Source organism: Shimia sp. R9_2, assembly GCF_017743735.1.
Lineage (GTDB): Bacteria > Pseudomonadota > Alphaproteobacteria > Rhodobacterales > Rhodobacteraceae > Shimia.
In genome coordinates, this window is sequence record NZ_JAGHRO010000002.1 from 464,903 (window position 1) to 488,732 (window position 23,830).

Annotated in this window: 22 protein-coding genes and 1 tRNA gene; 14 read left to right on the forward strand and 9 right to left on the reverse strand. The window is 59.8% G+C overall.

Features of this window, described 5'->3' with window-relative positions; genetic code table 11:
- Positions 1 to 19 precede the first annotated feature (19 nt).
- Positions 20 to 436 carry a cupin domain-containing protein gene (locus tag J7400_RS06795; protein ID WP_247738653.1) on the forward strand — a complete coding sequence of 139 codons (417 nt, stop codon included), beginning with the start codon at positions 20 to 22 and terminating at the stop codon, positions 434 to 436.
- 5 nt (positions 437 to 441) lie between these two features.
- On the opposite strand, the gene hydA is transcribed toward J7400_RS06795, so the two are convergent.
- Entirely contained in the window at positions 442 to 1,899 is a 1,458-nt protein-coding gene (gene hydA / locus J7400_RS06800; RefSeq protein WP_209061116.1) for a dihydropyrimidinase, read from the reverse strand.
- Positions 1,900 to 2,096: 197 nt separating this feature from the next.
- Positions 2,097 to 3,347 carry a Zn-dependent hydrolase gene (locus tag J7400_RS06805; protein WP_209061119.1) on the reverse strand — a complete coding sequence of 417 codons (1,251 nt, stop codon included), beginning with the start codon at positions 3,345 to 3,347 and terminating at the stop codon, positions 2,097 to 2,099.
- A gap of 155 nt (positions 3,348 to 3,502) precedes the next feature.
- Between J7400_RS06805 and J7400_RS06810 the strand changes: the two genes are divergently transcribed.
- Both J7400_RS06810 and J7400_RS06815 read left to right on the forward strand, forming a co-directional pair.
- Complete coding sequence (locus J7400_RS06810; protein WP_209061121.1) at positions 3,503 to 4,138, forward strand: TetR/AcrR family transcriptional regulator; 636 nt, start codon at positions 3,503 to 3,505, stop codon at positions 4,136 to 4,138.
- An 87-nt stretch (positions 4,139 to 4,225) separates the two neighbouring features.
- Positions 4,226 to 4,843: a TetR family transcriptional regulator C-terminal domain-containing protein gene (locus J7400_RS06815; RefSeq protein WP_209061123.1), complete on the forward strand. Its 618-nt coding sequence runs from the start codon at positions 4,226 to 4,228 to the stop codon at positions 4,841 to 4,843.
- A gap of 94 nt (positions 4,844 to 4,937) precedes the next feature.
- On the opposite strand, the gene preA is transcribed toward J7400_RS06815, so the two are convergent.
- A complete protein-coding gene (gene preA / locus J7400_RS06820; RefSeq protein ID WP_209061125.1) occupies positions 4,938 to 6,242 on the reverse strand; it encodes an NAD-dependent dihydropyrimidine dehydrogenase subunit PreA in 1,305 nt (434 codons plus the stop codon).
- Positions 6,243 to 6,259: 17 nt separating this feature from the next.
- A complete protein-coding gene (locus J7400_RS06825) occupies positions 6,260 to 7,582 on the reverse strand; it encodes an NAD(P)-dependent oxidoreductase (RefSeq protein WP_209061128.1) in 1,323 nt (440 codons plus the stop codon).
- Between the two features lie 400 nt (positions 7,583 to 7,982).
- On the opposite strand from J7400_RS06825, the gene J7400_RS06830 reads away from it, so the two are divergent.
- The gene (locus tag J7400_RS06830) at positions 7,983 to 8,189 is read left to right on the forward strand and encodes a cold-shock protein (RefSeq protein ID WP_209061130.1); all 207 of its coding nucleotides are present in this window, start codon (positions 7,983 to 7,985) and stop codon (positions 8,187 to 8,189) included.
- A gap of 219 nt (positions 8,190 to 8,408) precedes the next feature.
- The gene (locus J7400_RS06835; RefSeq protein ID WP_209061131.1) at positions 8,409 to 9,227 is read left to right on the forward strand and encodes a DUF2189 domain-containing protein; all 819 of its coding nucleotides are present in this window, start codon (positions 8,409 to 8,411) and stop codon (positions 9,225 to 9,227) included.
- 221 nt (positions 9,228 to 9,448) lie between these two features.
- Here J7400_RS06835 and J7400_RS06840 read toward each other — a convergent pair whose 3' ends face one another.
- From J7400_RS06840 to pdxH, 5 genes are all read right to left on the reverse strand, one after another.
- Complete coding sequence (locus J7400_RS06840; RefSeq protein ID WP_209061134.1) at positions 9,449 to 9,826, reverse strand: hypothetical protein; 378 nt, start codon at positions 9,824 to 9,826, stop codon at positions 9,449 to 9,451.
- A 162-nt stretch (positions 9,827 to 9,988) separates the two neighbouring features.
- Positions 9,989 to 10,065: transfer RNA gene (locus J7400_RS06845), tRNA-Pro, on the reverse strand.
- Positions 10,066 to 10,110: 45 nt separating this feature from the next.
- Entirely contained in the window at positions 10,111 to 10,545 is a 435-nt protein-coding gene (locus J7400_RS06850) for a DUF192 domain-containing protein (RefSeq protein ID WP_209061136.1), read from the reverse strand.
- Between the two features lie 59 nt (positions 10,546 to 10,604).
- On the reverse strand, positions 10,605 to 11,162 hold the full coding sequence (locus tag J7400_RS06855) for a cold shock domain-containing protein (protein WP_209062042.1): 558 nt from the start codon (positions 11,160 to 11,162) through the stop codon (positions 10,605 to 10,607).
- A 97-nt stretch (positions 11,163 to 11,259) separates the two neighbouring features.
- Positions 11,260 to 11,865 carry a pyridoxamine 5'-phosphate oxidase gene (gene pdxH, locus J7400_RS06860; RefSeq protein ID WP_209061138.1) on the reverse strand — a complete coding sequence of 202 codons (606 nt, stop codon included), beginning with the start codon at positions 11,863 to 11,865 and terminating at the stop codon, positions 11,260 to 11,262.
- A 126-nt stretch (positions 11,866 to 11,991) separates the two neighbouring features.
- On the opposite strand from pdxH, the gene fabI reads away from it, so the two are divergent.
- From fabI to J7400_RS06905, 9 genes are all read left to right on the forward strand, one after another.
- Entirely contained in the window at positions 11,992 to 12,810 is an 819-nt protein-coding gene (fabI, locus tag J7400_RS06865) for an enoyl-ACP reductase FabI (RefSeq protein WP_209061147.1), read from the forward strand.
- Positions 12,807 to 13,421 (forward strand): LysE family transporter, encoded by a 615-nt coding sequence (locus J7400_RS06870; RefSeq protein WP_209061149.1) that lies wholly within the window; start codon positions 12,807 to 12,809, stop codon positions 13,419 to 13,421. Before fabI ends, J7400_RS06870 begins: the two co-directional genes overlap by 4 nt.
- Complete coding sequence (locus J7400_RS06875; RefSeq protein WP_209061151.1) at positions 13,421 to 14,182, forward strand: murein L,D-transpeptidase family protein; 762 nt, start codon at positions 13,421 to 13,423, stop codon at positions 14,180 to 14,182. The genes J7400_RS06870 and J7400_RS06875 overlap by 1 nt, the downstream gene beginning before the upstream one ends.
- Before the next feature lie 79 nt (positions 14,183 to 14,261).
- Positions 14,262 to 14,780 carry a xanthine phosphoribosyltransferase gene (gene gpt / locus J7400_RS06880; RefSeq protein WP_209061153.1) on the forward strand — a complete coding sequence of 173 codons (519 nt, stop codon included), beginning with the start codon at positions 14,262 to 14,264 and terminating at the stop codon, positions 14,778 to 14,780.
- 265 nt (positions 14,781 to 15,045) lie between these two features.
- Positions 15,046 to 16,221 carry an aminotransferase gene (locus J7400_RS06885; protein WP_209061155.1) on the forward strand — a complete coding sequence of 392 codons (1,176 nt, stop codon included), beginning with the start codon at positions 15,046 to 15,048 and terminating at the stop codon, positions 16,219 to 16,221.
- Between the two features lie 107 nt (positions 16,222 to 16,328).
- Positions 16,329 to 18,170, forward strand: a complete 1,842-nt coding sequence (locus tag J7400_RS06890; protein ID WP_209061157.1) for a peptidylprolyl isomerase — start codon at positions 16,329 to 16,331, stop codon at positions 18,168 to 18,170.
- A gap of 14 nt (positions 18,171 to 18,184) precedes the next feature.
- Positions 18,185 to 19,696: an anthranilate synthase component I gene (gene trpE, locus J7400_RS06895; RefSeq protein WP_209061159.1), complete on the forward strand. Its 1,512-nt coding sequence runs from the start codon at positions 18,185 to 18,187 to the stop codon at positions 19,694 to 19,696.
- 542 nt (positions 19,697 to 20,238) lie between these two features.
- Positions 20,239 to 22,200 (forward strand): bifunctional 2',3'-cyclic-nucleotide 2'-phosphodiesterase/3'-nucleotidase, encoded by a 1,962-nt coding sequence (locus J7400_RS06900; RefSeq protein WP_209061161.1) that lies wholly within the window; start codon positions 20,239 to 20,241, stop codon positions 22,198 to 22,200.
- A gap of 181 nt (positions 22,201 to 22,381) precedes the next feature.
- Entirely contained in the window at positions 22,382 to 23,755 is a 1,374-nt protein-coding gene (locus J7400_RS06905; protein ID WP_209061163.1) for a multicopper oxidase family protein, read from the forward strand.
- Positions 23,756 to 23,830 lie beyond the last annotated feature (75 nt).

A 23,830-nucleotide genomic window follows, 5' to 3' on the forward strand; every position in this document is an offset into this window, starting at 1 on the left:
TTTTCGGGAGCACGCCCCCATGACATCTTCTTCCATGCCCACCAAATGCCAAAAGCTGCGCCCAGGCGGCACCTATGCCGGCAAACAGGGGTTCAGCTATTTTGAGGGCATTGCCCGCGAAACCACCGGTGCTCAGGGCATCTGCATGCACATCCTGCGCATCCCGCCCGGCGGTCGCGCCAAAGCCCATCTGCATGAAAGCCATGAAACGGCGATCTATGTGATGGAAGGCTCTGCCGCGATGTACTGGGGCGAAAAGCTTGAGCACTATATGGAAACCGATCCGGGCGATCTGGTCTATATCCCTGCGGGCGTGCCCCACCTGCCGATCAACACCGGCACGGTGGAGGCTGTGGCCATCATCGCGCGCACCGACCCGCACGAACAGGAAAGCGTGCGCCTCCTGCCCGAGCTTGAGGATCTGGTGCCCGCCTAAGCGCATCACACGCCCGTGGCCGGAATGCCGCTGCGCTCCACCGGGCGCGGCGCGCTCAATTCTTTCCAGGTGCTCAGCGCCTTGTTGACCGTGGTGTTGGCTTCACGCTCGACAAACTTGCCATGGCCTTCCTGCGTGCGGATCTCGCCGTCATGCACCGCCACATGGCCCCGTGTCAGGGTAAAGCGCGGCAGACCTTTGACCTCTTGCCCTTCAAAGACGTTGTAATCGATCGCGCTCTGCTGGCTGCTTGCGGAAATCGTCTTGGTCTTGGCCGGATCCCAGACCACAAGGTCCGCATCCGCACCCACCAGAACCGCGCCTTTCTTGGGATAGCAGTTCAGGATTTTCGCAATATTGGTAGAGGTCACGGCGACAAACTCATTTGGCGTCAGGCGGCCGGTTTCCACACCATGTGTCCAGAGCATCGGCATCCGGTCCTCAAGCCCGCCGGTGCCGTTCGGGATCTTGGAGAAATCGCCCACGCCATAGCGTTTCTGCTCGGTGGTGAAGGCACAATGGTCGGTGGCCACCACACTCAGGCTGCCCGATTGCAGACCGGCCCAGAGGCTGTCCTGATGCTTTTGGTTGCGGAACGGAGGCGACATCACCCGACGTGCGGCATGGTCCCAATCCGGGTTGAAATATTCGCTCTCATCCAGCGTCAGATGCTGAATGAGCGGCTCGCCCCAAACACGCTTGCCCTGCATCCGCGCGCGCCGGATCGCCTCATGTGCCTCTTCACAGGAGGTGTGCACCACATAAAGCGGCACACCGGCCATATCGGCAATCATGATCGCGCGGTTAGTGGCTTCGCCCTCGACCTGTGTCGGGCGCGAATAGGCATGGCATTCCGGCCCCACATTGCCTTCGGCCAGCAGCTTGGCGGTCATCTCCGCCACCACATCGCCGTTTTCGGCGTGCACCATGGCAATCCCGCCCAGCTCCGCTAGACGGTTGAAAGAGGCAAACAGCTCATCGTCATTCACCATCAACGCGCCTTTATAGGCGAGGAAGTGCTTGAAGGTGTTGATGCCGCGCTGCTCGATCACGGTCTTCATGTCATTGAAGACCTGCTCGCCCCACCAGGTCACCGCCATGTGGAAAGAGTAGTCACAGTTCGCGCGGGTGGATTTGTTGTCCCAGCGTTTGATCGCGTCCAGCAGGCTCTCGCCTTGATTGGGCAAACAGAAATCCACCACCATCGTGGTACCGCCTGCCAAACCGGCGCGCGTGCCGCTCTCAAAATCATCGCTGGAATAAGTGCCCATAAACGGCATTTCCAAATGCACATGCGGGTCAATCCCGCCCGGCATCACGTAGCAGCCGGTCGCATCCAGCTCCTCGTCGCCTTTGAGGCCTTTGCCAATCTCGATGATCACGCCGTTCTCAATCAGAACATCCGCCTCGTAAGACAGATCCGCCGTCACAACGGTGCCGTTTTTAATGACTTTCGTCGCCATGTCTTCACTCCCTGAATAACCCGCGCATGATGCGCTCAATTCCCCCCGGCTTCCTCTTGCGGGAAATATCCCGGGGGTGTGGGGGCTGGCCCCCACCTATCCTGTGCGTGGGGGCTGGCCCCCACTCAAATCACTGTGCGGAGAGTGCCCCCGCACGTTTTTGGTGGCCGGAGACAGCGCCCCCGGCACTTCCGTGCTTATTCCACGATCTCCGCGGTCTCGAGCACTGCATGCAACAGCACATCCGCGCCCGCTGCCGCCCAGTCTTTGGAGATCTCTTCGGCCTCATTGTGGCTCAGACCATCCACACAGGGGCACATCACCATGGCTGTTGGCGCCACCTGATTGATCCAGCAGGCATCATGGCCCGCACCGGAGATAATATTGGTATGGCTATAGCCCAGCCGCTCCGCCGCATTGCGTACAGCCGTCACGCAGCCCTCATCAAACTTCACCGGATCAAAGCCGCCCACCTTCTCAAAGGAGATCGTGAGGCCCATGTCATCGGCAATTTTCTGGCCTTCCACCTTCAGGCGGGCTTCCATGTCCTCAATCACCGACAGCTCGGGGCTGCGGAAATCCACGGTAAAGACCACCTTGCCGGGGATCACATTGCGCGAGTTCGGGTAGACATCGATATGGCCTGCCGCGCCCACCGCATGGGGCGCATAGGAAAAGGCGATCTCATCCACCTTGTCCAAAATCCGCGCCATGCCAAGGCCCGCGTTCTTGCGCATCGGCATCGGGGTGGAGCCGGTGTGCGCGTCTTTGCCTTCAATCGTCACCTGGGTCCAGCTCAGGCCCTGACCATGGGTGACAACCCCGATGTCCTTGCCTTCGGCTTCCAGAATAGGCCCCTGCTCGATGTGCAGCTCAAACATCGCGTGCATCTTGCGCGCGCCCACTTCCTCATCGCCACGCCAGCCGATCCGCGCCAGCTCATCGCCAAATTTCTTGCCTTCCGCATCTTCGCGGTCGTAAGCCCAGTCCTGCGTGTGAACGCCCGCAAACACGCCCGACGACAGCATCGCCGGCGCAAACCGCGTGCCTTCCTCATTGGTCCAGTTGGTCACAACAATCGGGTGTTTGGTCTTGATGCCAAGGTCTTTCATCGTGCGCAGCAGCTCCAGACCGCCCAGCACCCCAAGCACACCGTCATATTTGCCCCCCGTGGGCTGGGTGTCGAGGTGACTGCCCACATAGACCGGCAGTGCCTCAGGATCCGTGCCCGGGTATGTGGCAAACATATTGCCCATGGTATCAAGCCCCATGGTGCAGCCCACATCCTCACACCATGTCTGGAACAACGCGCGGCCTTCGGCGTCTTCATCGGTCAGCGTCTGGCGGTTGTTGCCCCCGGCCACACCGGGGCCAATCTTGGCCATTTCCATCAGACTGTCCCAAAGACGGTCGCCATTCACCTTCAGGTTTTCACCGGGTGCACTCATGATTTCACTCCCTATTTTCGGCCCGGGTTCCTGACCCTTGCGGGTCGGTCCCTCACTGGCGGGGCTCTTGCTTTCACTGCCATCCTGACCGTATGGTCAATTTCAGAGCACCACAGCCTGACCATTCGGTCAAGAAATTTCTCAAGGCCCCATTCATGACCTCCACACGTACAACCAACAGCAAAAAACTGCGTCGCAAAGAGGCGGAAACGCTGATTTTATCAGCAGCAGAAAAAGTCTTTGCCGAGGCGGGTTTTGGCGGCGCCACCATGCAGCTGATTGCCGATGTGGCCGGTCTGCCCAAGGCAAACCTGCATTATTACTTTCCTACCAAGGAGTTACTCTATCGGCAGGTGGTTCAGAACATCTTTGAAATCTGGCTTCAGGCGGCCGATTCCTTTGACAACGCCGAAGGGCCCGAAGACGGCATTGGCGCCTATATTGATGCCAAGATGGAAATCTCCCGCCGCCACCCGGACGGCTCCAAGGTCTGGGCCAGCGAAGTGATGCACGGCGCGCCAGTTATTCAGGATTATCTGGAAACCACGCTCACCGACTGGACCAACGGCAGAATCAAGGTGATTGAACGCTGGATTGCCGAGGGGCGCATGCAGCCAATCGATCCGCGCCAACTGCTCTATATGCTCTGGGCCACAACCCAGCATTATGCCGACTTCGGCCATCAGATCGAAACCCTCAACCACGGCGCGCCGCTCTCGGACGCGCAATGGGAAGAGGCAAAAAACACCATAAAAGCCATCATTTTGCGCGGTATCGGCACCATTTCCTGACCAATCGCACGGCAAAACCTTTGCGCTACTGGACCGCGCCCGCGCCCTCCAGTAGCCTCACTTGCAAAGAGCAATGGAACATCACGAATGCCTGAGGCCCAAACGCGCAAACCCAGCCGCATCCAGCAACGCAATCGCAAACGCATCCTCGATGCCGCGCTCGAAGTGTTCTCCAGCCACGGCTATCGCGGCGCAACGCTCGATCTGATTGCCGATGAGGCCGGTCTGTCAAAGCCCAATATTCTCTATTATTTCAGCGGCAAAGAAGACATTCACGTCACCCTGCTCAACCAGTTGATGGAAACCTGGCTTGATCCGCTTGAGGATATGGACGCCGAAGGTGACCCGCTCGAAGAGATCATGAGCTACGTCCACCGCAAGCTGGAAATGAGCCGCGAATTCCCACGGGAAAGCCGCCTCTTTGCCAATGAAATCCTGCAAGGCGCTCCGCGTATGGCGCCGCATCTGCAAACCGGTCTGAAACCGCTCTTTGACAGCAAAACCACCCTGATCCGCAAATGGGTGGCAGAGGGCCGTCTGGCTCAGGTCGAGCCGCGCCACCTGTTGTTTTCGATCTGGGCCACCACGCAGCACTACGCCGATTTTGACGCGCAGGTGCGGGTGCTGACCGAAGGCGAAACCAATGTGCTCGACGGCGCAGACGCTTTCCTCGACCAGATGTTTCGCAAACTCCTCTCGGTCTGAGGCCGCACGCCGCCCGCGCAAATCCTTCACACCAAACGCAAAACGCCGCTGCATCTCCTGCAGCGGCGCTTCTTTTTAATATGGTCGTGACGCCTTACTCAGCAGCCGTCGCGGTCGGGTTGTTCGGATGGCTGGTCCAGTTGCCATACTCCGCAGCAACCGGCGTGTTTGTACGCTCATCCATCTCACCCGCATCCAGCGTGCGCATGGTGATGCAGTTCTCCACCGGACACACGTTGACGCAAAGGTTACAGGCCACGCATTCATCATCCTTCACGGTGAACACACGGTCCTCAGACATCTCGATCGCCTGGTGGCTGGTGTCTTCACAGGCCGCATAGCAGCGACCACATTTGATACAATCATCCTGATTGATCACCGCTTTGGTCACGTGATTGAGGTTCAGATACTGCCAGTCGGTGACATTCGGTGTCGCCATGCCGACAAAATCCGCGGTGGAGGTGTAGCCCTTCTCATCCATCCACTGGGACAGACCAGAGATCATTTCCTGAACGATCTTAAAGCCATAGGTCATCGCCGCCGTACAAACCTGCACGTTGCCCGCGCCCAGCGCCATGAACTCCGCCGCATCGCGCCATGTGGTCACGCCGCCAATGCCGGAAATCGGCAGCTTTGCCGTCTCAGGGTTGCGGGCGATCTCTGCCACCATATTGAGCGCAATCGGCTTCACCGCCGGGCCGCAATAGCCGCCGTGGGTGCCTTTGCCGTCAATCATCGGCTCCGGGCTCATCGCATCAAGGTTCACCGAGGTGATGGAGTTGATCGTGTTGATCAGGCTCACCGCATCCGCCCCACCGCGCAGCGCCGCTTCGGCCGGGTAGAGAATATTGGTGATGTTGGGCGTCAGCTTCACAATCACCGGCAGGTCGGTGGCCTCTTTACACCAGCGCGACACCATCTCGATGTAGTCCGGCACCTGCCCCACAGCGGAGCCCATGCCACGCTCAGCCATCCCGTGCGGGCAGCCAAAGTTCAGCTCAAAGCCGTCACAGCCGGTTTCCGCGATCATCGGCAGGATGCGCTTCCACTCATCCTCCTCGCACGGCACCATCACGCTCGCGATCAGCGCGTGGTCCGGATAGTCCCGCTTCACCCGCGCCATTTCCTCAAGGTTCACCTCCAGCGGACGGTCGGTGATCAGCTCGATGTTGTTGAGCCCCAACAGACGGCGGTCCGCACCGTGGATCGCGCCATAGCGCGGGCCGTTGACGTTCACCACCGGCGGGCCTTCCGCCCCCAGCGTCTTCCAGACAACGCCACCCCAGCCCGCTTCAAAGGCGCGGCGCACGTTGTATTCCTTATCCGTTGGCGGCGCGGATGCGAGCCAGAACGGGTTTGGGGATTTGATCCCTACAAAATCACTTTCGAGATTGGCCATATCGCTTATCTCCTACCTTACGCCGACAGTGCAGCGTGAATGTCTTCGGCCGCATCGCGGCCCTCGGCTACGGCGGTCACGGTCAGGTCATCGCCGCCCGTGGCACAGTCGCCCCCGGCCCAGATGCCCTCAACAGAGGTCCGACCGGTCTCATCAACTTTGATCTTACCCCATTCCAGCGCTGGCAGGCCGTCGCCTTCCAGTGTCTGACCAATCGCCTTGAACACCTGATCCGCCACCAGTCGCACGCTTTGGCCGGTCGGCTTCAGGTCATTGTCGGTGTATTCAAACTCGATCTCGCGCACCGCACCATTGCCGATCACCGCTTTGGGCGAGGCATTGGTGATGATCCGCACGCCTTTGGAGGCCGCCAGATCCTGCTCAAATTCAGAGGCATTCATCCGGTCTTTGCCACGGCGATAGACAAGGCTCACGTTCAGCGCACCCAACAGCTTGGCCTGCACTGCTGCATCCACCGCTGTCATCCCGCCGCCGATCACCACAACATCACGCCCGATTTCCATCTGGGTGAGGTCTTTGGCCTGACGCAGCTCCGCGATGAAGTCGACCGCATCATCCACGCCGTCTTTGTCTTCGCCATCCACACCCAGCGCGTTCACGCCGCCCAGACCAATGCCAAGGAACACCGCGTCAAACTCGGCCTTCAGACCCTCCAGCGACAGCCCCTCGCCCAGCTTCTTGCCGGTTTCAATGGTGATACCACCGATTTTCAGCAGCCAGTCCACTTCGCGCTCCGCAAAGCTGTCGACAGACTTATAGGCCGCGATGCCAAACTCGTTCAGACCACCCGCTTTGTTGCGCGCATCATAAACGGTCACGTCATGGCCATGCATCGCCAGACGGTGCGCCGCCGACAGGCCCGCCGGCCCCGCGCCCACAACCGCCACTTTCTTACCTGTAGAGGCTGCGCGCTCAAACGGATGCACACCTGCATCCACAAGCACATCTGTCGCATACCGCTGCAGGCGGCCGATCTCCACCGGGTTGCCTTCCGCTGTCTCGCGCACACAGACCTGCTCGCAGAGCGTTTCGGTTGGGCACACACGGGCGCACATGCCGCCCAGAATGTTCTGATCCAAAATCGTCTTCGCCGCCGCTTCCGGCGTGCCGGTGGCGATCTGGCGAATGAACAGTGGAATATCGATGTCTGTCGGACAGGCCGTCATGCAGGGCGCGTCGTGACAGAAATAACAGCGATCCGCTGCGACAAGCGCCTCGTGATCGTCAAACCGGGGGTGCAAATCCCCAAAATTTTCGGCCAATTCCGCAGAGTTCAAACGCCCTGCTTGGATGCCGTTGCTGAACAGTGTGTTGGACATAAAACCTCCCCAGACACCTATTTGGCTACGCAATCAGGCTGGCACAGGCTTTTTTATCAATCAATCATTTTTTACCGAGCGGTCAAATTTATACAGCACCTCCCCAGTGCTTGTGCATTTTTTACGCAGCCGCCCAAAATACAGACCCACAACCAATGAGGGAAATTTTCCTACTTTTGAGCGCAAAGATGCCGACAGGCGGCAAAATATCACTAAAAAGACCCTGTTTTCATTGGCTTGTTACACGAAAATCCTTGCAATACGCCGATACCCCCTTCAGATGGACGTGCTAAGTTTTCATCTTCGACCTTCTGCTCCGCTATCTGGCTCAGTCATTCGATCATGTGACCAAGCCGCGCTGTTGCATTCCGTGGACAGCATAAGATCAGGAGAGACGACGATGGCCACAGGCACCGTCAAATGGTTCAACACCACCAAAGGCTTCGGCTTCATTGCACCGGACGAAGGCGGCAAAGATGTGTTCGTGCACATTTCTGCAGTAGAGCGTTCCGGGCTGACCGGTTTGGCTGACAATCAGAAAGTCAGCTACGAGCTGCGCGCAGGCCGCGACGGCCGCGAAAGCGCCGTAGATCTGGCACTGCTCTAAGGCTGCCACGTTATGGTGAGAAAGGCGCTGCATCCGCAGCGCCTTTTTTGTTTTTGGGGGATGGGGGGAGTGTGTGACTATCCTCCCCCAACCCTTGCCCCAAACGCCCCCCTCATGCACACTCGTCCTATAGGCGCGCAACTGGGAGGATCACCGCGCCACTGCCGGAGCGGTCCCCAGATCACCCGGCACAAAGGCAAGCTTTGGGAGGAGTGTGTCATGACGTCCAAAACCGCAGGCCCCACCCCGCCGGGCAATCTGGCACCGCGCCCGCAGAGCGTGCTCAAAGTCAACAAGGTGACCGCAGCCGACATCACCGCCGCGCTCAAAGCTGGCTACGCCGATTTTTGCGCCCACCCGGCCCTCAGCGGCTTCTTCGGGCTGTTTTACGTGTGCTTTGGCCTGCTGATGGTCTGGTGCCTGCTCTGGCTCAACCAGATCTGGCTGATCATCCCCGCCATTGTCGGCTTCCCGCTGGTCGCGCCTTTCGCAGCCGCAGGCCTCTATGAGATCTCCCGCCGCCGGCAAAAGGGTGAGCCCTTTGGCTGGTCAGACATCCTCACCGTCATGGCCCATCAGCGCAAACGCGAGATGGGATGGATGGCCTTTGTCACCCTCTTCATCTTCTGGGTCTGGGTCTATCAGGTGCGGCTGTGGCTGGCGATCATCCTCAAAAACGCCTCGTTTTCAGACCTCAACGGCTTTCTGACAACGGTCTTCTTCACGCCGGAGGGCTGGACCTTTCTGGCCGTGGGCACCTGTGTCGGCGCGGGTCTCTCTGCCGCGCTCTTTGCTGTCACTGTGGTGGCCATGCCCATGCTGCTGGACCGAGAGACCAATTTTGTCACAGCCATGCTGACCTCGGTGCGTACAGTCACGGAAAATCCGCTTGTGATGCTCACATGGGCGGCCCTTATCTCCGCCACCATGCTGCTCTCGCTGCTCCCAGCCTTTCTCGGCCTGATTGTCACCCTGCCGATCCTGGGCCACACCACATGGCACCTTTACCAACGCGCCGTGCCACCTGAGGGCAGCTGAGCCTCAACGCGCGCAAAGATCACAACATCGGCCAGCCGCTGTGCGGCTTGATCTCCTTACGCCGCCGCGTCCACCGCCAGCACGGCGCGCTAAGCGCCTCAGCCGCCAGAAGGTGCGCGACGGCTACCCCGCCATCAAGCGGCCTCTGGATCGTCTCAGCGCCGTTGCACTCGGCGCATTGGGAGCGGCTTTGATGCTCAACAGATGAAATCTGTCGGGTTTTACTGCATCCACACAATCACGGCGGCCATCCCCAGCATCGCCGAGGTGATTGGTCCCCAAAGCCGCCGCTCTGGCGCGGACGGTGTGATCCAATTGGCCAGACAGGAAAGCCCCTGCACGCCCAGCGCAACCCAGCTTGTCCAGATTGGCCACTGGGGCCGCCAGCCCGCAGCGGAGGTGATGGCCACCGCCATCCCCAGCAGAATCACCACAGAGACCGCCGCCGCAATCCGCCCGGACAGAGGCAAAGCGCCCTCATGCTGACCACCCTGTGTGATCCGCCCCCAGGGTGCGCCAAAGAGCAGCGCAAATTGAAATCCGATCACCGCCAGACAGGCGGTAAAATAAAGCGCGGGTAAAATCTCTGAAACAGACATGTGTCGGAGCTTAGGCAAAGCGCCCTGCGCTTCAAGGGGCGGCAACAGCAGGCTTCGCGCCCGGGATTGCAGGCCACAGGCAGCACGGTCCCCACAGGCCTCAAATAGAAAAAGGCGCCACCCGAAGGTGACGCCTTTTTTCTTTTCCTCTCAGAGGAAACATGGTCGGGACGGCAAGATTCGAACTTGCGACCCCCTGTACCCAAAACAGGTGCGCTACCAGACTGCGCTACGCCCCGGACCGTGGAGCACCGTTTACCCCCACTGTTCGGGAATGAAAACCCCTAACAACGCCACTTTGCGATTTCTTGTAAAAAATTTGGGTGCCGCATCACGCTTCCCTTTGTAATTCCTAGAGATTTTGCCATTCCGCCATTGATTTCCAAGACGTAACGAATGGCCTCTCCGCCCGGAATCGGGGTCTCATCCAGAGGAATCGCCTCGTGATGGATGTGCTGAATGACACCTGTCTCATCCGCAAACAGCATATCGAGAGGAATCAGCGTGTTCTTCATCCAGAACGCCACCGGGCCGGTCTGCTCATAAATGAAAATCATGCCCGCACTCGCAGGCATGGTGCGGCGATTCATCAGCCCCACCGCACGTTCATCAAACGTATCTGCCACTTCTACGGAGAATCGCGCCTGTCCCCAGTCCCCTTTCAGCCAAAGGGTGTCTTCTCGACAGGCACTCTGTGCATCGGCCCGCTCTGGCATCATGCCAGCCACTGCCAATGCGATCAAAACGGCGCCGACCCTACGTCCGGCGCCAGTTGGTCTTAGGAGAGCTCTAACGCTGCGTTTTCCCACGCCAATACCTCGGTTGCCATGCGACCACGTTTACCGTCGATCACCCGCAACGCCAAGGCTTCACCTGGCTGGAGGTCTGCCAGGCCGGAGCGGCGCAGCACCTCGATATGCAGAAAGATGTCTTCAGAATTGCCAAAAACATTGGCGAACCCAAAGCCCTTGCCCTTGTCGAACCATTTCACACGTGCCGGCTCCAGAGGCGTGGAGCGAATCTCGCTCAGGTCCATGCCTTCGAAATCTGCCAGGGCAACGGGGGTTTCGGTTTCGGGGGCTTCGATCTTATGCACCTCAACGGCCTGTGCGCCGCGGTTGGTGACCTGAATCGAAACTTCGATCACCGAATTGTCGGCGACAGAGCTTTGACCAAAATTGCGCAGAACGTTCGCATGAAGCAAAATATCCGGACCACCATCGTCAGATACGATAAAGCCGAATCCTTTTACCGGATCGAACCATTTCACCACGCCAAAGATACGTGTGGTGTCTTTCTCTAGAGTACTCAATGCCTCAACCTTAGTTTGTATCATCCCCATGATGAGGTTCATCATTGCTGCATCAGGACCAAATCGGCAAGCTCAAAAATATCTTGCATTTCATGCGCTTGCCAGATGCGGCAAAAATTCATCACGGGTTGAGACGGGCAATTTCCCACTGTTTTTCAGGAGCTTCACGGGTCCAGCGGAAGCGATCATGCAGGCGAAACGCCCCATCCGCCCAAAACTCGATTTCGGTCGGTATGATGCGGTAACCACCCCAAAAATCAGGGCGTTTGGGGCTCGGACCATGGGTTGCGGTCACTTTTGCCACTTTTGCCATCAATTCTGCGCGAGAATTGAGCGGTTGGGATTGATTTGAGGCCCAGGCCCCCAGTCGGCTCTTCATACTGCGCGACTCAAAGTAGGCATCCGCCTGAGGCCCCTCTTCGCGCGATACGTGTCCTCGGACCCGAATCTGACGGCGCAGGGATTTCCAGTGCATCACAAAGGCCGCCGCCCCCGCACTGTCGATTTCCTGCGCCTTGGCGCTGCCGTAATTTGTGTAAAACACAAAGGCCGCATCCTCGATGTCTTTGAGCAGCACCATACGCGCATTGGGCATCCCGCTGGCGTCCACCGTCGACAGCGCAATCGCATTCGGATCATTGGGCTCGCTCTTCTCGGCCTCTTTCAGCCAGGACCGCGCAATCTCAAACGGGTCATCCCCCGCAAATATCCCGGTACGATCAGTCATATTCCCTCTCCGCTCGCCTTGGGCCACACCGCATATGGTGCCGATTAGATGCTTTGTGAAGCTCTTGATGCACCATGGGCAATCGCCTAAAGGTCAGCAATAACGAATTGGGACTGGGAGTGCGGTATGTCAAATCACCTCATGGCGGGCAAACGTGGCCTGATAATGGGCCTGGCCAACGACAAATCCATCGCTTGGGGCATCGCCAAAGCCTGCGCCGACGCAGGCGCGGAACTGGCCTTTTCCTACATGGGAGACGCGTTCAAAAAACGTGTGGCCCCTCTGGCAGAACAGCTGGGCGTGGACACGCTGATTGATTGCGACGTCTCCGATGCGGCTTCCATCGATGCCGCCTTTGCCGAGATCGAAGCCAAATGGGGCAAGCTCGACTTCATCGTGCACGCCATCGGCTTTTCGGACAAAAACGAGCTGCGCGGCCGCTATGTCGACACCTCCAAAGACAACTTCCTGATGACCATGGACATCTCGGTCTACTCCTTCACCTCGGTGATGCAGCGCGCTGAGAAACTCATGAAGGAGGGCGGCTCCGCCCTCACCCTCACCTATTATGGCGCTGAGCAGGTGATGCCGCACTACAACGTCATGGGCGTGGCCAAAGCCGCGCTGGAAGCCTCTGTCAAATATCTCGCCGAAGACCTCGGCAAAGACGGCATCCGCGTCAACGCGATCTCTGCCGGGCCGATCAAAACCCTCGCGGCCTCCGGCATTGGCGATTTCCGCTACATCCTGAAATGGAACGAGCTCAACTCGCCCCTGCGCCGCAATGTCTCCATTGAGGATGTGGGCAACTCCGCGCTTTATCTGCTCTCTGATCTGGGCAGCGGCGTGACCGGTGAAAACCTGCACGTGGATGCGGGCTATCATGTGGTTGGCATGAAGGCCGTCGACGCTCCTGACATCGACGCAGTGGTGGGCCGCAAATGAGCCTGACTGCCTTTATCGCGACCATCTCGCTCTGCCTCATGGCCGCCATCAGCCCCGGCCCCGCTGTTCTCATGGCGGCCCGCGTCGGTCTGCGCGACGGTCTGAAAACCGGTGCCGCGCTGGCCGCAGGCATTGGCCTTGGCGCGGTCTTCTGGGCCAGCGCCGCGCTCTTTGGTCTGGCGCTTCTGTTTGAATACGCCCCCTTCCTGCTGACCGCCCTGAAAATCGGTGGCGCCGCCTTCCTGATCTGGACCGCCATCAAGATGTGGCGCACTGCAGATGTGCCTTTGGAAGACACCGAAGACGCAGCCGCCTTGCCCACGCTCTGGTCAGCCTTCCGTCTTGGCATCTGGACCCAGCTTGCCAACCCAAAGCCTGCCGTCTTCTTCGGCGCGGTCTTTGTGGGCACCGTACCTGCGGGCACCACCACCCTGGCTATGGTGCTTCTGCTGATCTGCATCTTCCTTGGTGAATTCCTCTGGAACACCGTGGTGGCGCGCCTGTTTTCACTGCGCAAAACCCGCGAAGTCTATGTCGGCCTGAAACACTGGATCGACCGCATCTTTGGCGGGCTTCTCGCAGCCCTGGGCGTGAAAATCGCAGCGCTCTGATGCGCCGCCTGCTTGCAATCTTTGTGGCATGCAGCGCCCTTGCGTTGCTTGCCCTGCACTTCAAACCCCAGATCCTCTCACTGATACCTGCGCCAGGCAGTCAACCGGATCTGCGCTCCCCCCGCTCCGGCATTTCCGAAATCCGCCGCTACCAGACGCCGCGCCTCGCTGCCGCCATGGCCGAGGCCGGAAGCCATCTGGGCGCGCCCAGCTACATTCGCATCTTCAAAGAAGAACAAGAGCTCGAACTCTGGCTGCAATCAGACGCCGGCCCCTATCAGCTCTTTAAAACCTACCCGATCTGCAACCACTCAGGCGCGCTTGGCCCCAAGCTCAAGGAAGGTGATCGGCAATCGCCGGAAGGGTTCTACCGCGTGGGCAAAGCCGCGCTCAACCCGAACAGCCGTTTTCACCTCTCCTTCAACCTCGGCTTCCCCAACACCTATGACCGCGCGCAGGGGCGCACCGGCAGCTACCTCATGGTGCATGGCGACTGTGTCTCCATCGGCTGCTACGCCATGACCGATCCGATGATCGAGGAAATCTACGTCACCGTGGAGGCCGCTTTGAACGGCGGGCAAGCCTTTGTGCCGGTACACGCCTTTCCCTTCCGCCCCACCGAGGCGCGTATGCAAAAAACCGAAAACCACCGCTGGCATGACTACTGGCAAAGCCTCGCCCCCGCCTACCATGCCTTTGCCCAAACCGCGCAGCCCCCGCGCATCTCCGTGCAAAATGGCGGCTATGTCGTCACGCCATAGCCCGCACCATCAAACAGTTTGCGCAACAAAGCGCTTCTGCTAGAAGACCCGAAATCTGCGACAAAGGGGTGAGTCCACCATGAGCGAGCGTCTGCCACACGAAAAAGGTTTCCACATCAGCTGGGATCAAATCCACCGCGACAGCCGGGCATTGGCGTGGCGTCTGGACGGCAAAGGCCCTGATGATGGCGCATGGCGCGCAATTGTCGCGATCACCCGTGGTGGCATGGCGCCTGCAATGATTGTGGCGCGCGAGCTCGACATCCGTGTGGTCGACACGATTTCCGTGAAATCCTACCACTCCGGCGGCGGCAAAGCCGACCAGCGCCGCGAGGCCGAAATCCTGAAAGCCCCAGATGCCGAGTTGATGGGCGACGGCGAAGGCGTGCTGATCATCGACGATCTGGTGGATTCCGGCAAAACCCTTGAGTTGGTGCGCGAAACCTACCCCAAGGCGCATTTCGCCACTGTTTATGCAAAGCCGCAGGGCGAGCCACAGGTCGACACTTTCATCACCGGTGTCAGCCAGGACACATGGATCTTCTTCCCGTGGGATATGGCCCTGCAATATGTTGAGCCGTATCGCGGCACCGACTGATCTTTGAGGATCTGCCGCCCTGTGTCTGGGGGGGCGTGTGAAAGGGGGCGCTGCCCCCGCCCCATCACAGATGAGACTCCCCCGGGATATTTTGGGCAAGAGGAAGGCCACTTCGCCCATAAAGCTGCCGATACTGACTGTCGCACGCGCTCAGGCAAACATCTGCTTGCACATCATTGCATTGGCGGCTTTTCTGCAGGAAAGCCGCTGATCCTCCCGCCTCTCGCACATAGGTCGGCCTCACCACAGATTTCAGGATGCCGCCATGACCGTGTCTCGCACCAACGCCACCTTTGCCCCGCCCGTTATGGAGGCCCGTCGCTGGCTTGAGGGCGTGGTTTTCTCAGATGACAAACCGCTCATCAACGTCAGCCAGGCTGCGCCCGTTGCCCCGCCGCCAGAGCCGCTGCGCCGCCACATTGCCGATACGGCACTGAACGTGGCGGAGGCCCATCTCTACGGCCCGGTGCTGGGCCTGCCAGAGTTGCGCGCAGAAGTGGCCAGCCAGTGGAGCGCGGCCTATGGCGCAGTAATTGCACCAGATCAGGTGGCAATCACCTCGGGCTGCAATCAGGCTTTCAGCGCAGCGCTCGCCGCAATTGCCAGCGAAGGGGATGAAGTTATCACTCCAACCCCTTGGTATTTCAACCATAAAATGTGGCTCGACATGCAGGGCGTCACCGCTGTGCCGCTCAAAACAGGCGCAGATCTTCTCCCCGATGTGGCACAGGCCGCCCCGCTGATTACACCGCGCACGCGCGCCATTGTGCTGGTCACCCCCAACAATCCGGGCGGCGTGGAGTATCCTGCTTCCCTAGTGCGGGGGATGTATGATCTCGCCAAGGCCCATGGGCTGCGTCTGATCGTGGATGAAACCTATCGCGACTTTGATTCTCGTGACGGCGCGCCGCATGATCTGTTTTCTGACCCCGATTGGGCGGACACGCTGATCCACCTCTATTCTTTCTCCAAAGCCTACCGTCTCACCGGCCATCGTGTGGGCGCTATGGTCAGCAGCACCCCACTTTTGGCGGAGGCCGAGAAGTTTCTCGACACCGTTGCCATCTGTCCCAACCAGCTTGGCCAGCATGCGGCCCTCTGGGGCATGCAAAACCTGTCCGATTGGCTGTCAGAAGAGCGTGAGGAGATCCTTGATCGCCGTGCCGCCATCACCGACAACCTGCCAAAAATCGACAAAATTGGCTGGAAACTACGTGCAGTGGGCGCATATTTTGCCTATTTCGAACATCCGTTCGATTTGGCTAGTGACGAGCTCGCCCAAAGACTTGTGCGCGATCACGCCATCCTCACGCTGCCCGGCACCATGTTCATGCCCGAGGAAGATCCAGACGCCGCCCGCACCCTGCGCATCGCCTTTGCCAATGTCGATCGCGACCAAATCGGCGTGCTTTTTGACCGCCTCGCCACGGTCGCCTACTGAGCGCGCACTCTGCACCTCCGGGCAGGCCAATGTGGCTTGCCCCCCCTGCCCCAACCGCGTAGACCTTGCCCTCAGAAACTTGAACGATCACAGGGCGGACAACCGACATGGCGCAGAGCAAAACCTCTAAAACAGCGGTCTGGATTCTCATGGGCCTGCTCATTCTGGGCTTGGGTGGCTTTGGCGCAACCAGCCTGACGGGCACCGTGCATTCTGTCGGCTCCGTGGGCGACAAAGACATCTCTGTCGATGACTACGCCCGCGCCCTGCAGGAAGAGCTGCGCGCGCTTGAGGCCCAGACCGGCCAGTCCCTGCCATTTGTGCAGGCGCAGGCCTTCGGCATCGACCGCCTCGTGCTCTCCCGCCTCGCCACCACCCGCTCGCTGGATGCAGAAAACGACCGCCTCGGACTCTCCATCGGCGACGAGAACCTACGCGACGAGCTGCTCAACATCCCCGCGTTTCAGGGCCTTGACGGCTCTTTTGACCGCGACGCCTACACCTTCGCCATCGATCAGGCCGGCATGAGCGAGTCCGAATTTGAAGACAGCGTGCGCGAAGACACCGCCCGCAGCCTGCTGCAAGGCGCGATTGTCTCTGGCCTCAACATGTCTGACGCCTACGCTGATGCGGTTATCACCTACATCGCCGAAGAGCGCGACTTCACATGGGCGCAGCTCACCGGTGACAACCTGACCCGCCCGGTCGAAACACCCGCAGACGCCGACATCGCCGCCTATTATGACGCCAACCAGGACAGCTTCATGGTCCCGGCCACCCGTCAGATCACCTATGCATGGCTCAGCCCGGACATGATCATCGATCAGGTCGAAATCGACGAAACCGCGCTACAGGCGCTCTATGAAGAGCGCGACGCCGAGTTCAACCGCCCGGAGCGCCGTCTGGTGGAGCGTCTGGCGTTTGGCGATCAGGCCGCCGCCGAAGCCGCCCTGGCAGAGATCACCGCAGGCACCACCACCTTTGAGGCGCTGGTCGAAGGCCGCGGCCTTCAGCTCTCTGATGTGGATCTGGGCGACGTGACCAAAGCCGAACTCAGCGCCGCAGGCGAAGCCGTGTTCCTGACCCCGGCAGGCGGCATCGCCGGTCCAGTGCAATCCGACCTCGGCCCGGCCCTGTTCCGCGTCAACGGCATCCTGCCCGCCCAAAGCACCAGCTTTGAAGAGGCCAGCGTCGTGCTGCGTGATGAGCTGGCCGCCGACCGCGCCCGCCGCCTGATCGACGCCCAAATCAGCGACATCGACGACCTGCTGGCCGGTGGCGCCACCCTCGAAGAGGTGGCCGATGAAACCGACATGCAACTGGGCTCGGTTGACTGGCACGCCGCTGTTGACCACCCGCTCGCAGGCTATGAAGGCTTCCGCGCCACCGCTGCGGCCGTGACCGACAGCGATTTCCCACAGGTCGAAGTGCTTGAGGACGGCGGCATCTATGCCCTGCGTCTTGAGGGTGAAACCGAGGCCCACCCGGCCCCGCTGGCAGACGTGAAAGACGAAGCCGCTGCTGCGGTTGTCGCCGAACGCACTGCCGAGGCGCTGAACGCGCTGGTGGAGCGCCTGATGCCACGCCTGTCTGAAGGCACCGAATTTGCCTCCTTCGGCTTCACCGCTGTGGAGGAAACCGGTATGGATCGCGGCGGCTTCATTCCCGGCACCCCGGCGACCTTCCTCAATGATGTCTTTGAGATGGAGCCCGGCGAGCTGCGCGCGCTGGAAAGCGCCAACGGCGTGATCCTCGTGCGCCTGAACGCCGTCACCATGCCAGACACCTCTGATCCTGAAATCGCCACCCTCAAGGCGCGCATCACCGAGCAGCTGGCCAGCGGCGTGTCCCAGGACATGTTCCAGGCCTATGCCGAAGCGCTGCAGGCGATGTACCCGGCAGAAATCAATCAGCAGGCACTCAACGCAGTGCACGCGCAGTTCCAATAAGAAAGGCCGCCAAGGTGGACCTGACCCCGAGCTTTGACGAGTTTGCCGCCGCCTATGAAGCGGGCAAAAATCAAGTTGTCTACACCCGGCTTGCCGCCGATCTGGACACCCCTGTGTCCCTGATGCTGAAACTCACCGGCGCGCATAAAGACGCCTTTATGCTGGAGTCGGTCACGGGCGGCGAAGTGCGCGGGCGCTATTCCATCATCGGCATGAAACCCGATCTAATCTGGCAGTGCCACGGCACCGAAAGCCGCATCAACCGCAGCGCGAGGTTTGATCCCGATGGCTTTGCGCCGCAGGAGGGTGACCCGCTCACCAACCTGCGCGCCCTCATTGAGGAAAGCCGCATCGACCTGCCCGAAGACCTGCCACAGGCCTCCGCCGGTCTCTTTGGCTATCTCGGCTACGATATGATCCGGTTGGTCGAGCACCTGCCCAGCATCAACCCTGATCCGCTTGGCCTGCCCGATGCCTGCATGCTGCGCCCCTCCGTGGTCGCCGTGCTGGATGGCGTGAAAGGCGAGGTCACCGTGGTCTCCCCCGCATGGGTCAGCGATGGCCAATCCGCCAAAGCAGCCTACGCACAGGCCGCCGAACGCGTGATGGATGCGGTACGTGATCTCGAACGTGCGATGCCACAGGCCGCGCGCGATCTGGGCGATGCCCATGAGGTCTCCCCCCCGGTCTCCAACTTCACCAAAGAAGGCTACATGGCCGCCGTGGAGAAGGCCAAGGACTACATCCGCGCAGGCGACATCTTTCAGGTGGTCCCGGCCCAACGCTGGACACAGGAATTTCCGCAGCCACCCTTTGCGCTCTACCGCTCCCTGCGTCGCACCAACCCGTCGCCGTTCATGTTCTACTTCAACTTCGGCGGTTTTCAGGTGGTCGGCGCGAGCCCCGAAATCCTCGTGCGGGTTTTTGGCGACGAAGTCACCATCCGCCCGATCGCAGGCACCCGCCCCCGTGGCGCCACACCGGAAGAGGACAAGGCGCTTGAGGAAGATCTGCTGGCCGACAAGAAAGAGCTGGCCGAGCACCTCATGCTGCTTGATCTGGGCCGCAACGACACCGGCCGCGTGGCCAAGGTCGGCACCGTGCGCCCCACCGAGAAATTCATCATCGAGCGATACAGCCACGTGATGCACATCGTCTCCAACGTCGTCGGCGAACTGGCCGAGGACAAAGACGCCCTTGATGCTTTCTTTGCTGGCATGCCCGCAGGCACCGTCTCCGGTGCCCCCAAGGTGCGCGCCATGGAAATCATCGACGAACTGGAGCCGGAAAAACGCGGCATCTATGGCGGCGGTGTGGGCTACTTCAGCTCCGGTGGCGACATGGACATCTGTATCGCGCTGCGAACCGCCATCGTGAAAGATCAGAAGCTCTACATTCAGGCTGGCGGCGGCGTTGTCTATGACAGCGACCCCGAGGCCGAATATATGGAGACCGTCCACAAATCCAACGCCATCCGCCGCGCCGCTGCCGACGCCGCGCGCTTCACCGGCAACAGCAATACGTGAACTAGACTGTAAAGCGTCCTTCTGAAAACCAGAAGCACGTGGTCGCCACCCTTTCACGGACGACGAAGCCGACCAGCCCCCGACCCTCCCCAAGGGAGGGGGCTGGCCTCTTTGACCGGAGGCAAGCCTTGTTGTTTCATTGGACCGCGCTCTCTCACAACTCACCGCCCAACACGCGCCCTACCATGGGGATCATTTCGCGGGTTTTGACAGCCTTTGGCGGCGCTCAGCACCCGCAACAAGTCCGTTTTTAACTCCTCCCCACATGGCGCATTTTTGTTGCGTGCGGCCCCCGTTGCGCCGTACGCCGCGTTAATCTGCGCCGCCCGAAAATCGCACCTCCGCAATACAGCCGCATTACCGACGCGATACCGACGTGGAATCCGCCGCAAATTTAAGTGTTAACGCGCGGACATCCGCCGCCGTCGCAGAAGTTTATCCACCCGGTCAAATTGCTGTTACAGTCATCCCATTGATTGCCTTCCGAACCCGCCTTCACTGCCAACCGGCGGGCCTGATTCATTTCCAACAGCGAGGGTCCCATGTCTCAATTCACCCTGTCCCGCCGTCATTTCCTCGGTGCCACTGCAGGCTTCATCGCGCTGCATCCGTTCTCGGCAAAAGCCTCAACAAATCAAGCACATCTGCGGATCATGGAAACCACAGACCTGCATGTGCATGTCTTCCCTTATGACTACTACGCCGACAAACCGCGCGACACAGTAGGCCTTGCGCGCACCGCCTCCCTGATCAAAGAGATCCGCGACGAGGCCACCAATTCGCTCCTGATCGACAACGGCGATTTCCTGCAGGGCAACCCCATGGGCGACTACATCGCCTATGAACGTGGCATGAAAGAAGGCGACAGCCACCCCATCATCACCGCCATGAACGCAGTAGGGTTTGACGCCGCCACAATCGGCAACCATGAATTCAATTACGGCATTGATTTCCTTATGAAATCCATGGCTGGCGCGGGCTTTGAAACGGTGCTTTCCAACATCTCTCTGGAGCAAGGGGCGACCGCCCGGGAGGACAAAACCCTCTTCAAACCCTACGCCATTCTGGAGCGCGAAATCACCGACGGCGCAGGTGAGAAACACCAGATCAAAGTTGGCGTCATCGGCTTCACCCCACCCCAAGTCATGAACTGGGATCGCCGTCATCTTGAGGGAAATGTCCAGGCCCGCGACATCGTTGAAACCGCGCAAGCCTTTGTTCCGCAAATGAAAGAAGAAGGCGCCGACATCATCATCGCCCTCAGCCACTCCGGCATCGGCGCAGCTGATCACTCTGACGGAATGGAAAACGCCTCCGTCCCTCTGGCCGCCGTTGATGGCATCGACGCCGTGCTCACCGGCCACCACCACCGCGTCTTCCCCTCCTCGGCTTATGAGGGCATGGCAGGCGTCGACGTCGCCGCCGGCACCCTCATGGGCAAGCCCGCTGCCATGGGTGGTTTCTGGGGCTCCCACCTCGGTCTGATCGACCTCATGCTGGAACGCGACGGCAGCTCTTGGCGCATCGTCAGCCACAGCACCGAGGCCCGCCCGATCTCCAAACGCAACGAAGACCGCTCCATCACCGCGTTGGTGGAAAGTCAGCAGAACGTATTGAAATCCGTACAAAAAGAGCATGACGAAACGCTCGCCTATGTACGCCGCGCGGTTGGTAAAACAGATGCCCCGCTGCACAGCTACTTCGCGCTCGTGGCCGATGATCCCTCGGTGCAAATCGTCTCGATCGCGCAGCTCTGGTACATCGAGCAGATGATGAAAGGCACCGAATATGAGGGCCTTCCCATCCTCTCCGCCGCCGCGCCCTTCAAGGCTGGCGGCCGCGGTGGCCCGGAGTATTACACAGACGTGGCCAAGGGCGATGTGGCGATCAAAAACGTCTCCGACCTCTACCTCTATCCCAACACCGCCCGCGCCGTGAAAGTAACCGGTAAGGAGGTCAAAGATTGGCTTGAGCGCTCTGCCGGGATCTTCAATCAGGTGGAACCGGGCAAAGCCGATCAGGTGCTTCTGAACCCGGATTTCCCGTCCTACAACTTTGATGTGATGGACGGCGTCACCTATCAGATCGACCTGTCCCAACCCTCAAAGTTTGATCCCAAAGGCACGCTGATCAACGCCGATGCCAACCGCATCGTGAATCTGATGTTTGACGGCAAACCGCTTGATATGAATGCGGAATTCATCATCGCCACCAACAATTACCGCGCAGGCGGTGGCGGCAAATTCCCCGGTGCGATGGGTGACACCATCGTTTTTGAAGGCCCCGACACCAACCGCGACGTGATCGTGCGCTACATCCTCGAAAAAGGCACCATCAGCCCCCGCGCCGACGCCAACTGGACCTTCGCGCCCCTGCCTGACACCTCGGTGCTGTTTGACACCGGGCCGAAAGCTGCCGAGTACAGCGACAGCGTCGAAGGGGTCTCTATTGAGGCCGCTGGAGAAGGCCCGGACGGCTTCGCCCGCTTCCGCATCCTGCTCTAAGCAAACGCACCAAAACCAACACGAAGGGCTGGAGAAATCTCCGGCCCTTCTCTTTGCCCACCATCGCCCCAACCGCAGCGCTCACAAGCCCACAGCCCTTTTTGTGGCCCCGATGGCCCGCTTTCACGTAGTCTGGTTGAAACACGCCTGAACCGGCCCCCCCCAAACAGCGGAGCGGACGATGACACTCACAAGACGGCACTTCCTGAAAAGCACAGCGGCGCTCTACCTCGCTCCTACCCTCGCGCAGGCCTCAGTCAACGTACTCGAAGCCAAGGTCGCTTCGGTGCAATTGATCGATGCTGAATTTGGTGATTATCCGGAAACGCAGGTTTGGGGGTTTGACGGCACTGTCCCTGGCCCGCTGCTGCGTTTTAAGCAGGGAGACACACTGCAGCAAACACTGCGCAACAGCCTGCCCGATCCGACCTCCATTCACTGGCATGGTTTGCGCCTACCCAACGCCATGGATGGTGTGCCGGGCTTCACGCAACAAGCGGTGCAAACTGGCGAAACCTTTGACTATGCCTTCCCGCTGAAAGACGCCGGAACCTATTGGTATCACTCCCACAATCACTCCACCGTGCAGGTCGCGCGCGGCCTTTACGGCGTGATTGTTGTTGAGGAGCAAACCCCGCCCGATGTGGACCATGACATCGTGGTGGTTCTGGACGACTGGCGGCTGGATGAAACCGCGCAGATCACCGAAGATTTCGGCGCCATGCATGATTGGACCCACGCTGGCCGCATGGGGAATTATGTGCATTCCCACCTCACACCGTCGCCCGCCTCTGTGGAGGAAAACGCGCGTGTACGGCTGAGGTTTGTCAATGTCGCCACCGACCGGATTATGACCATCGCCTTGAAGGGTGCCGTCGGAAAAGTCGTGGCAAGAGACGGCATGCCCCTGCGCGCGCCCGAGGATTTGGATACGCTGGTGTTTGGCCCGGCAGAGCGCGCAGACGTGATTGTGGACATCACCTCATCTGAGGCACAGGCCCTTCAAATTGTCTTTGTCGAGCGTGACACAGGATACCTGCTGCACGACATTCCCCTTTCAGGCCGCAGATCAGATCCCAGGCCACCCATCCAGCCTTTGCCAGCCAATCCAATGCGGTATCTGACAGATCTCTCAGGCGCGAGAGAGATCCCACTGATCATGTCCGGCGGCGCGATGGGCCGCATGGAAAGCGCCACCTGGGAAGGCCAGGAAATGTCCACCCGCGACTTGGTGCAGCAAGGCAAGGTCTGGGCGTTCAACGGCGTTGTGGGCATGCCCACAGCCCCTCTCGCAGAGTTGCGGCAAGGGGAGCTCATACGCATCCCCATCGTGAACGAAACCGCCTTTGCCCACGCGATGCACCTGCACGGCACCCATTTCCAAGAGGTCTTGCCCGACGGCGGCTTTGGTCCGCACAAAGACACGCTTCTGGTGCAGCCCCGTGAAACTCGCGAAATCGCCTTTGTCGCTGAAACGCCGGGGAAATGGCTGTTTCACTGCCACATGCTTTCACACCAGGCCGCAGGCATGAAGACCTGGTTTCACGTCATCTGAAGCGCGCCGAAGCCGCGTAGTTCAAACAAAAAAGGGCCGGAAAAACTCCGGCCCTTTGATCTTTCCAAACGGGGG

Bases quoted from the DNA above. Each gene is read 5' to 3' on its own strand.
- J7400_RS06795 (WP_247738653.1), top strand. From the start codon at position 20: ATGACATCTTCTTCCATGCCCACCAAATGCCAAAAGCTGCGCCCAGGC.
- hydA (WP_209061116.1), bottom strand. From the start codon at position 1,899: ATGGCGACGAAAGTCATTAAAAACGGCACCGTTGTGACGGCGGATCTG.
- J7400_RS06805 (WP_209061119.1), bottom strand. From the start codon at position 3,347: ATGAGTGCACCCGGTGAAAACCTGAAGGTGAATGGCGACCGTCTTTGG.
- J7400_RS06810 (WP_209061121.1), top strand. From the start codon at position 3,503: ATGACCTCCACACGTACAACCAACAGCAAAAAACTGCGTCGCAAAGAG.
- J7400_RS06815 (WP_209061123.1), top strand. From the start codon at position 4,226: ATGCCTGAGGCCCAAACGCGCAAACCCAGCCGCATCCAGCAACGCAAT.
- preA (WP_209061125.1), bottom strand. From the start codon at position 6,242: ATGGCCAATCTCGAAAGTGATTTTGTAGGGATCAAATCCCCAAACCCG.
- J7400_RS06825 (WP_209061128.1), bottom strand. From the start codon at position 7,582: ATGTCCAACACACTGTTCAGCAACGGCATCCAAGCAGGGCGTTTGAAC.
- J7400_RS06830 (WP_209061130.1), top strand. From the start codon at position 7,983: ATGGCCACAGGCACCGTCAAATGGTTCAACACCACCAAAGGCTTCGGC.
- J7400_RS06835 (WP_209061131.1), top strand. From the start codon at position 8,409: ATGACGTCCAAAACCGCAGGCCCCACCCCGCCGGGCAATCTGGCACCG.
- J7400_RS06840 (WP_209061134.1), bottom strand. From the start codon at position 9,826: ATGTCTGTTTCAGAGATTTTACCCGCGCTTTATTTTACCGCCTGTCTG.
- J7400_RS06850 (WP_209061136.1), bottom strand. From the start codon at position 10,545: ATGATGCCAGAGCGGGCCGATGCACAGAGTGCCTGTCGAGAAGACACC.
- J7400_RS06855 (WP_209062042.1), bottom strand. From the start codon at position 11,162: ATGATACAAACTAAGGTTGAGGCATTGAGTACTCTAGAGAAAGACACC.
- pdxH (WP_209061138.1), bottom strand. From the start codon at position 11,865: ATGACTGATCGTACCGGGATATTTGCGGGGGATGACCCGTTTGAGATT.
- fabI (WP_209061147.1), top strand. From the start codon at position 11,992: ATGTCAAATCACCTCATGGCGGGCAAACGTGGCCTGATAATGGGCCTG.
- J7400_RS06870 (WP_209061149.1), top strand. From the start codon at position 12,807: ATGAGCCTGACTGCCTTTATCGCGACCATCTCGCTCTGCCTCATGGCC.
- J7400_RS06875 (WP_209061151.1), top strand. From the start codon at position 13,421: ATGCGCCGCCTGCTTGCAATCTTTGTGGCATGCAGCGCCCTTGCGTTG.
- gpt (WP_209061153.1), top strand. From the start codon at position 14,262: ATGAGCGAGCGTCTGCCACACGAAAAAGGTTTCCACATCAGCTGGGAT.
- J7400_RS06885 (WP_209061155.1), top strand. From the start codon at position 15,046: ATGACCGTGTCTCGCACCAACGCCACCTTTGCCCCGCCCGTTATGGAG.
- J7400_RS06890 (WP_209061157.1), top strand. From the start codon at position 16,329: ATGGCGCAGAGCAAAACCTCTAAAACAGCGGTCTGGATTCTCATGGGC.
- J7400_RS06900 (WP_209061161.1), top strand. From the start codon at position 20,239: ATGTCTCAATTCACCCTGTCCCGCCGTCATTTCCTCGGTGCCACTGCA.
- J7400_RS06905 (WP_209061163.1), top strand. From the start codon at position 22,382: ATGACACTCACAAGACGGCACTTCCTGAAAAGCACAGCGGCGCTCTAC.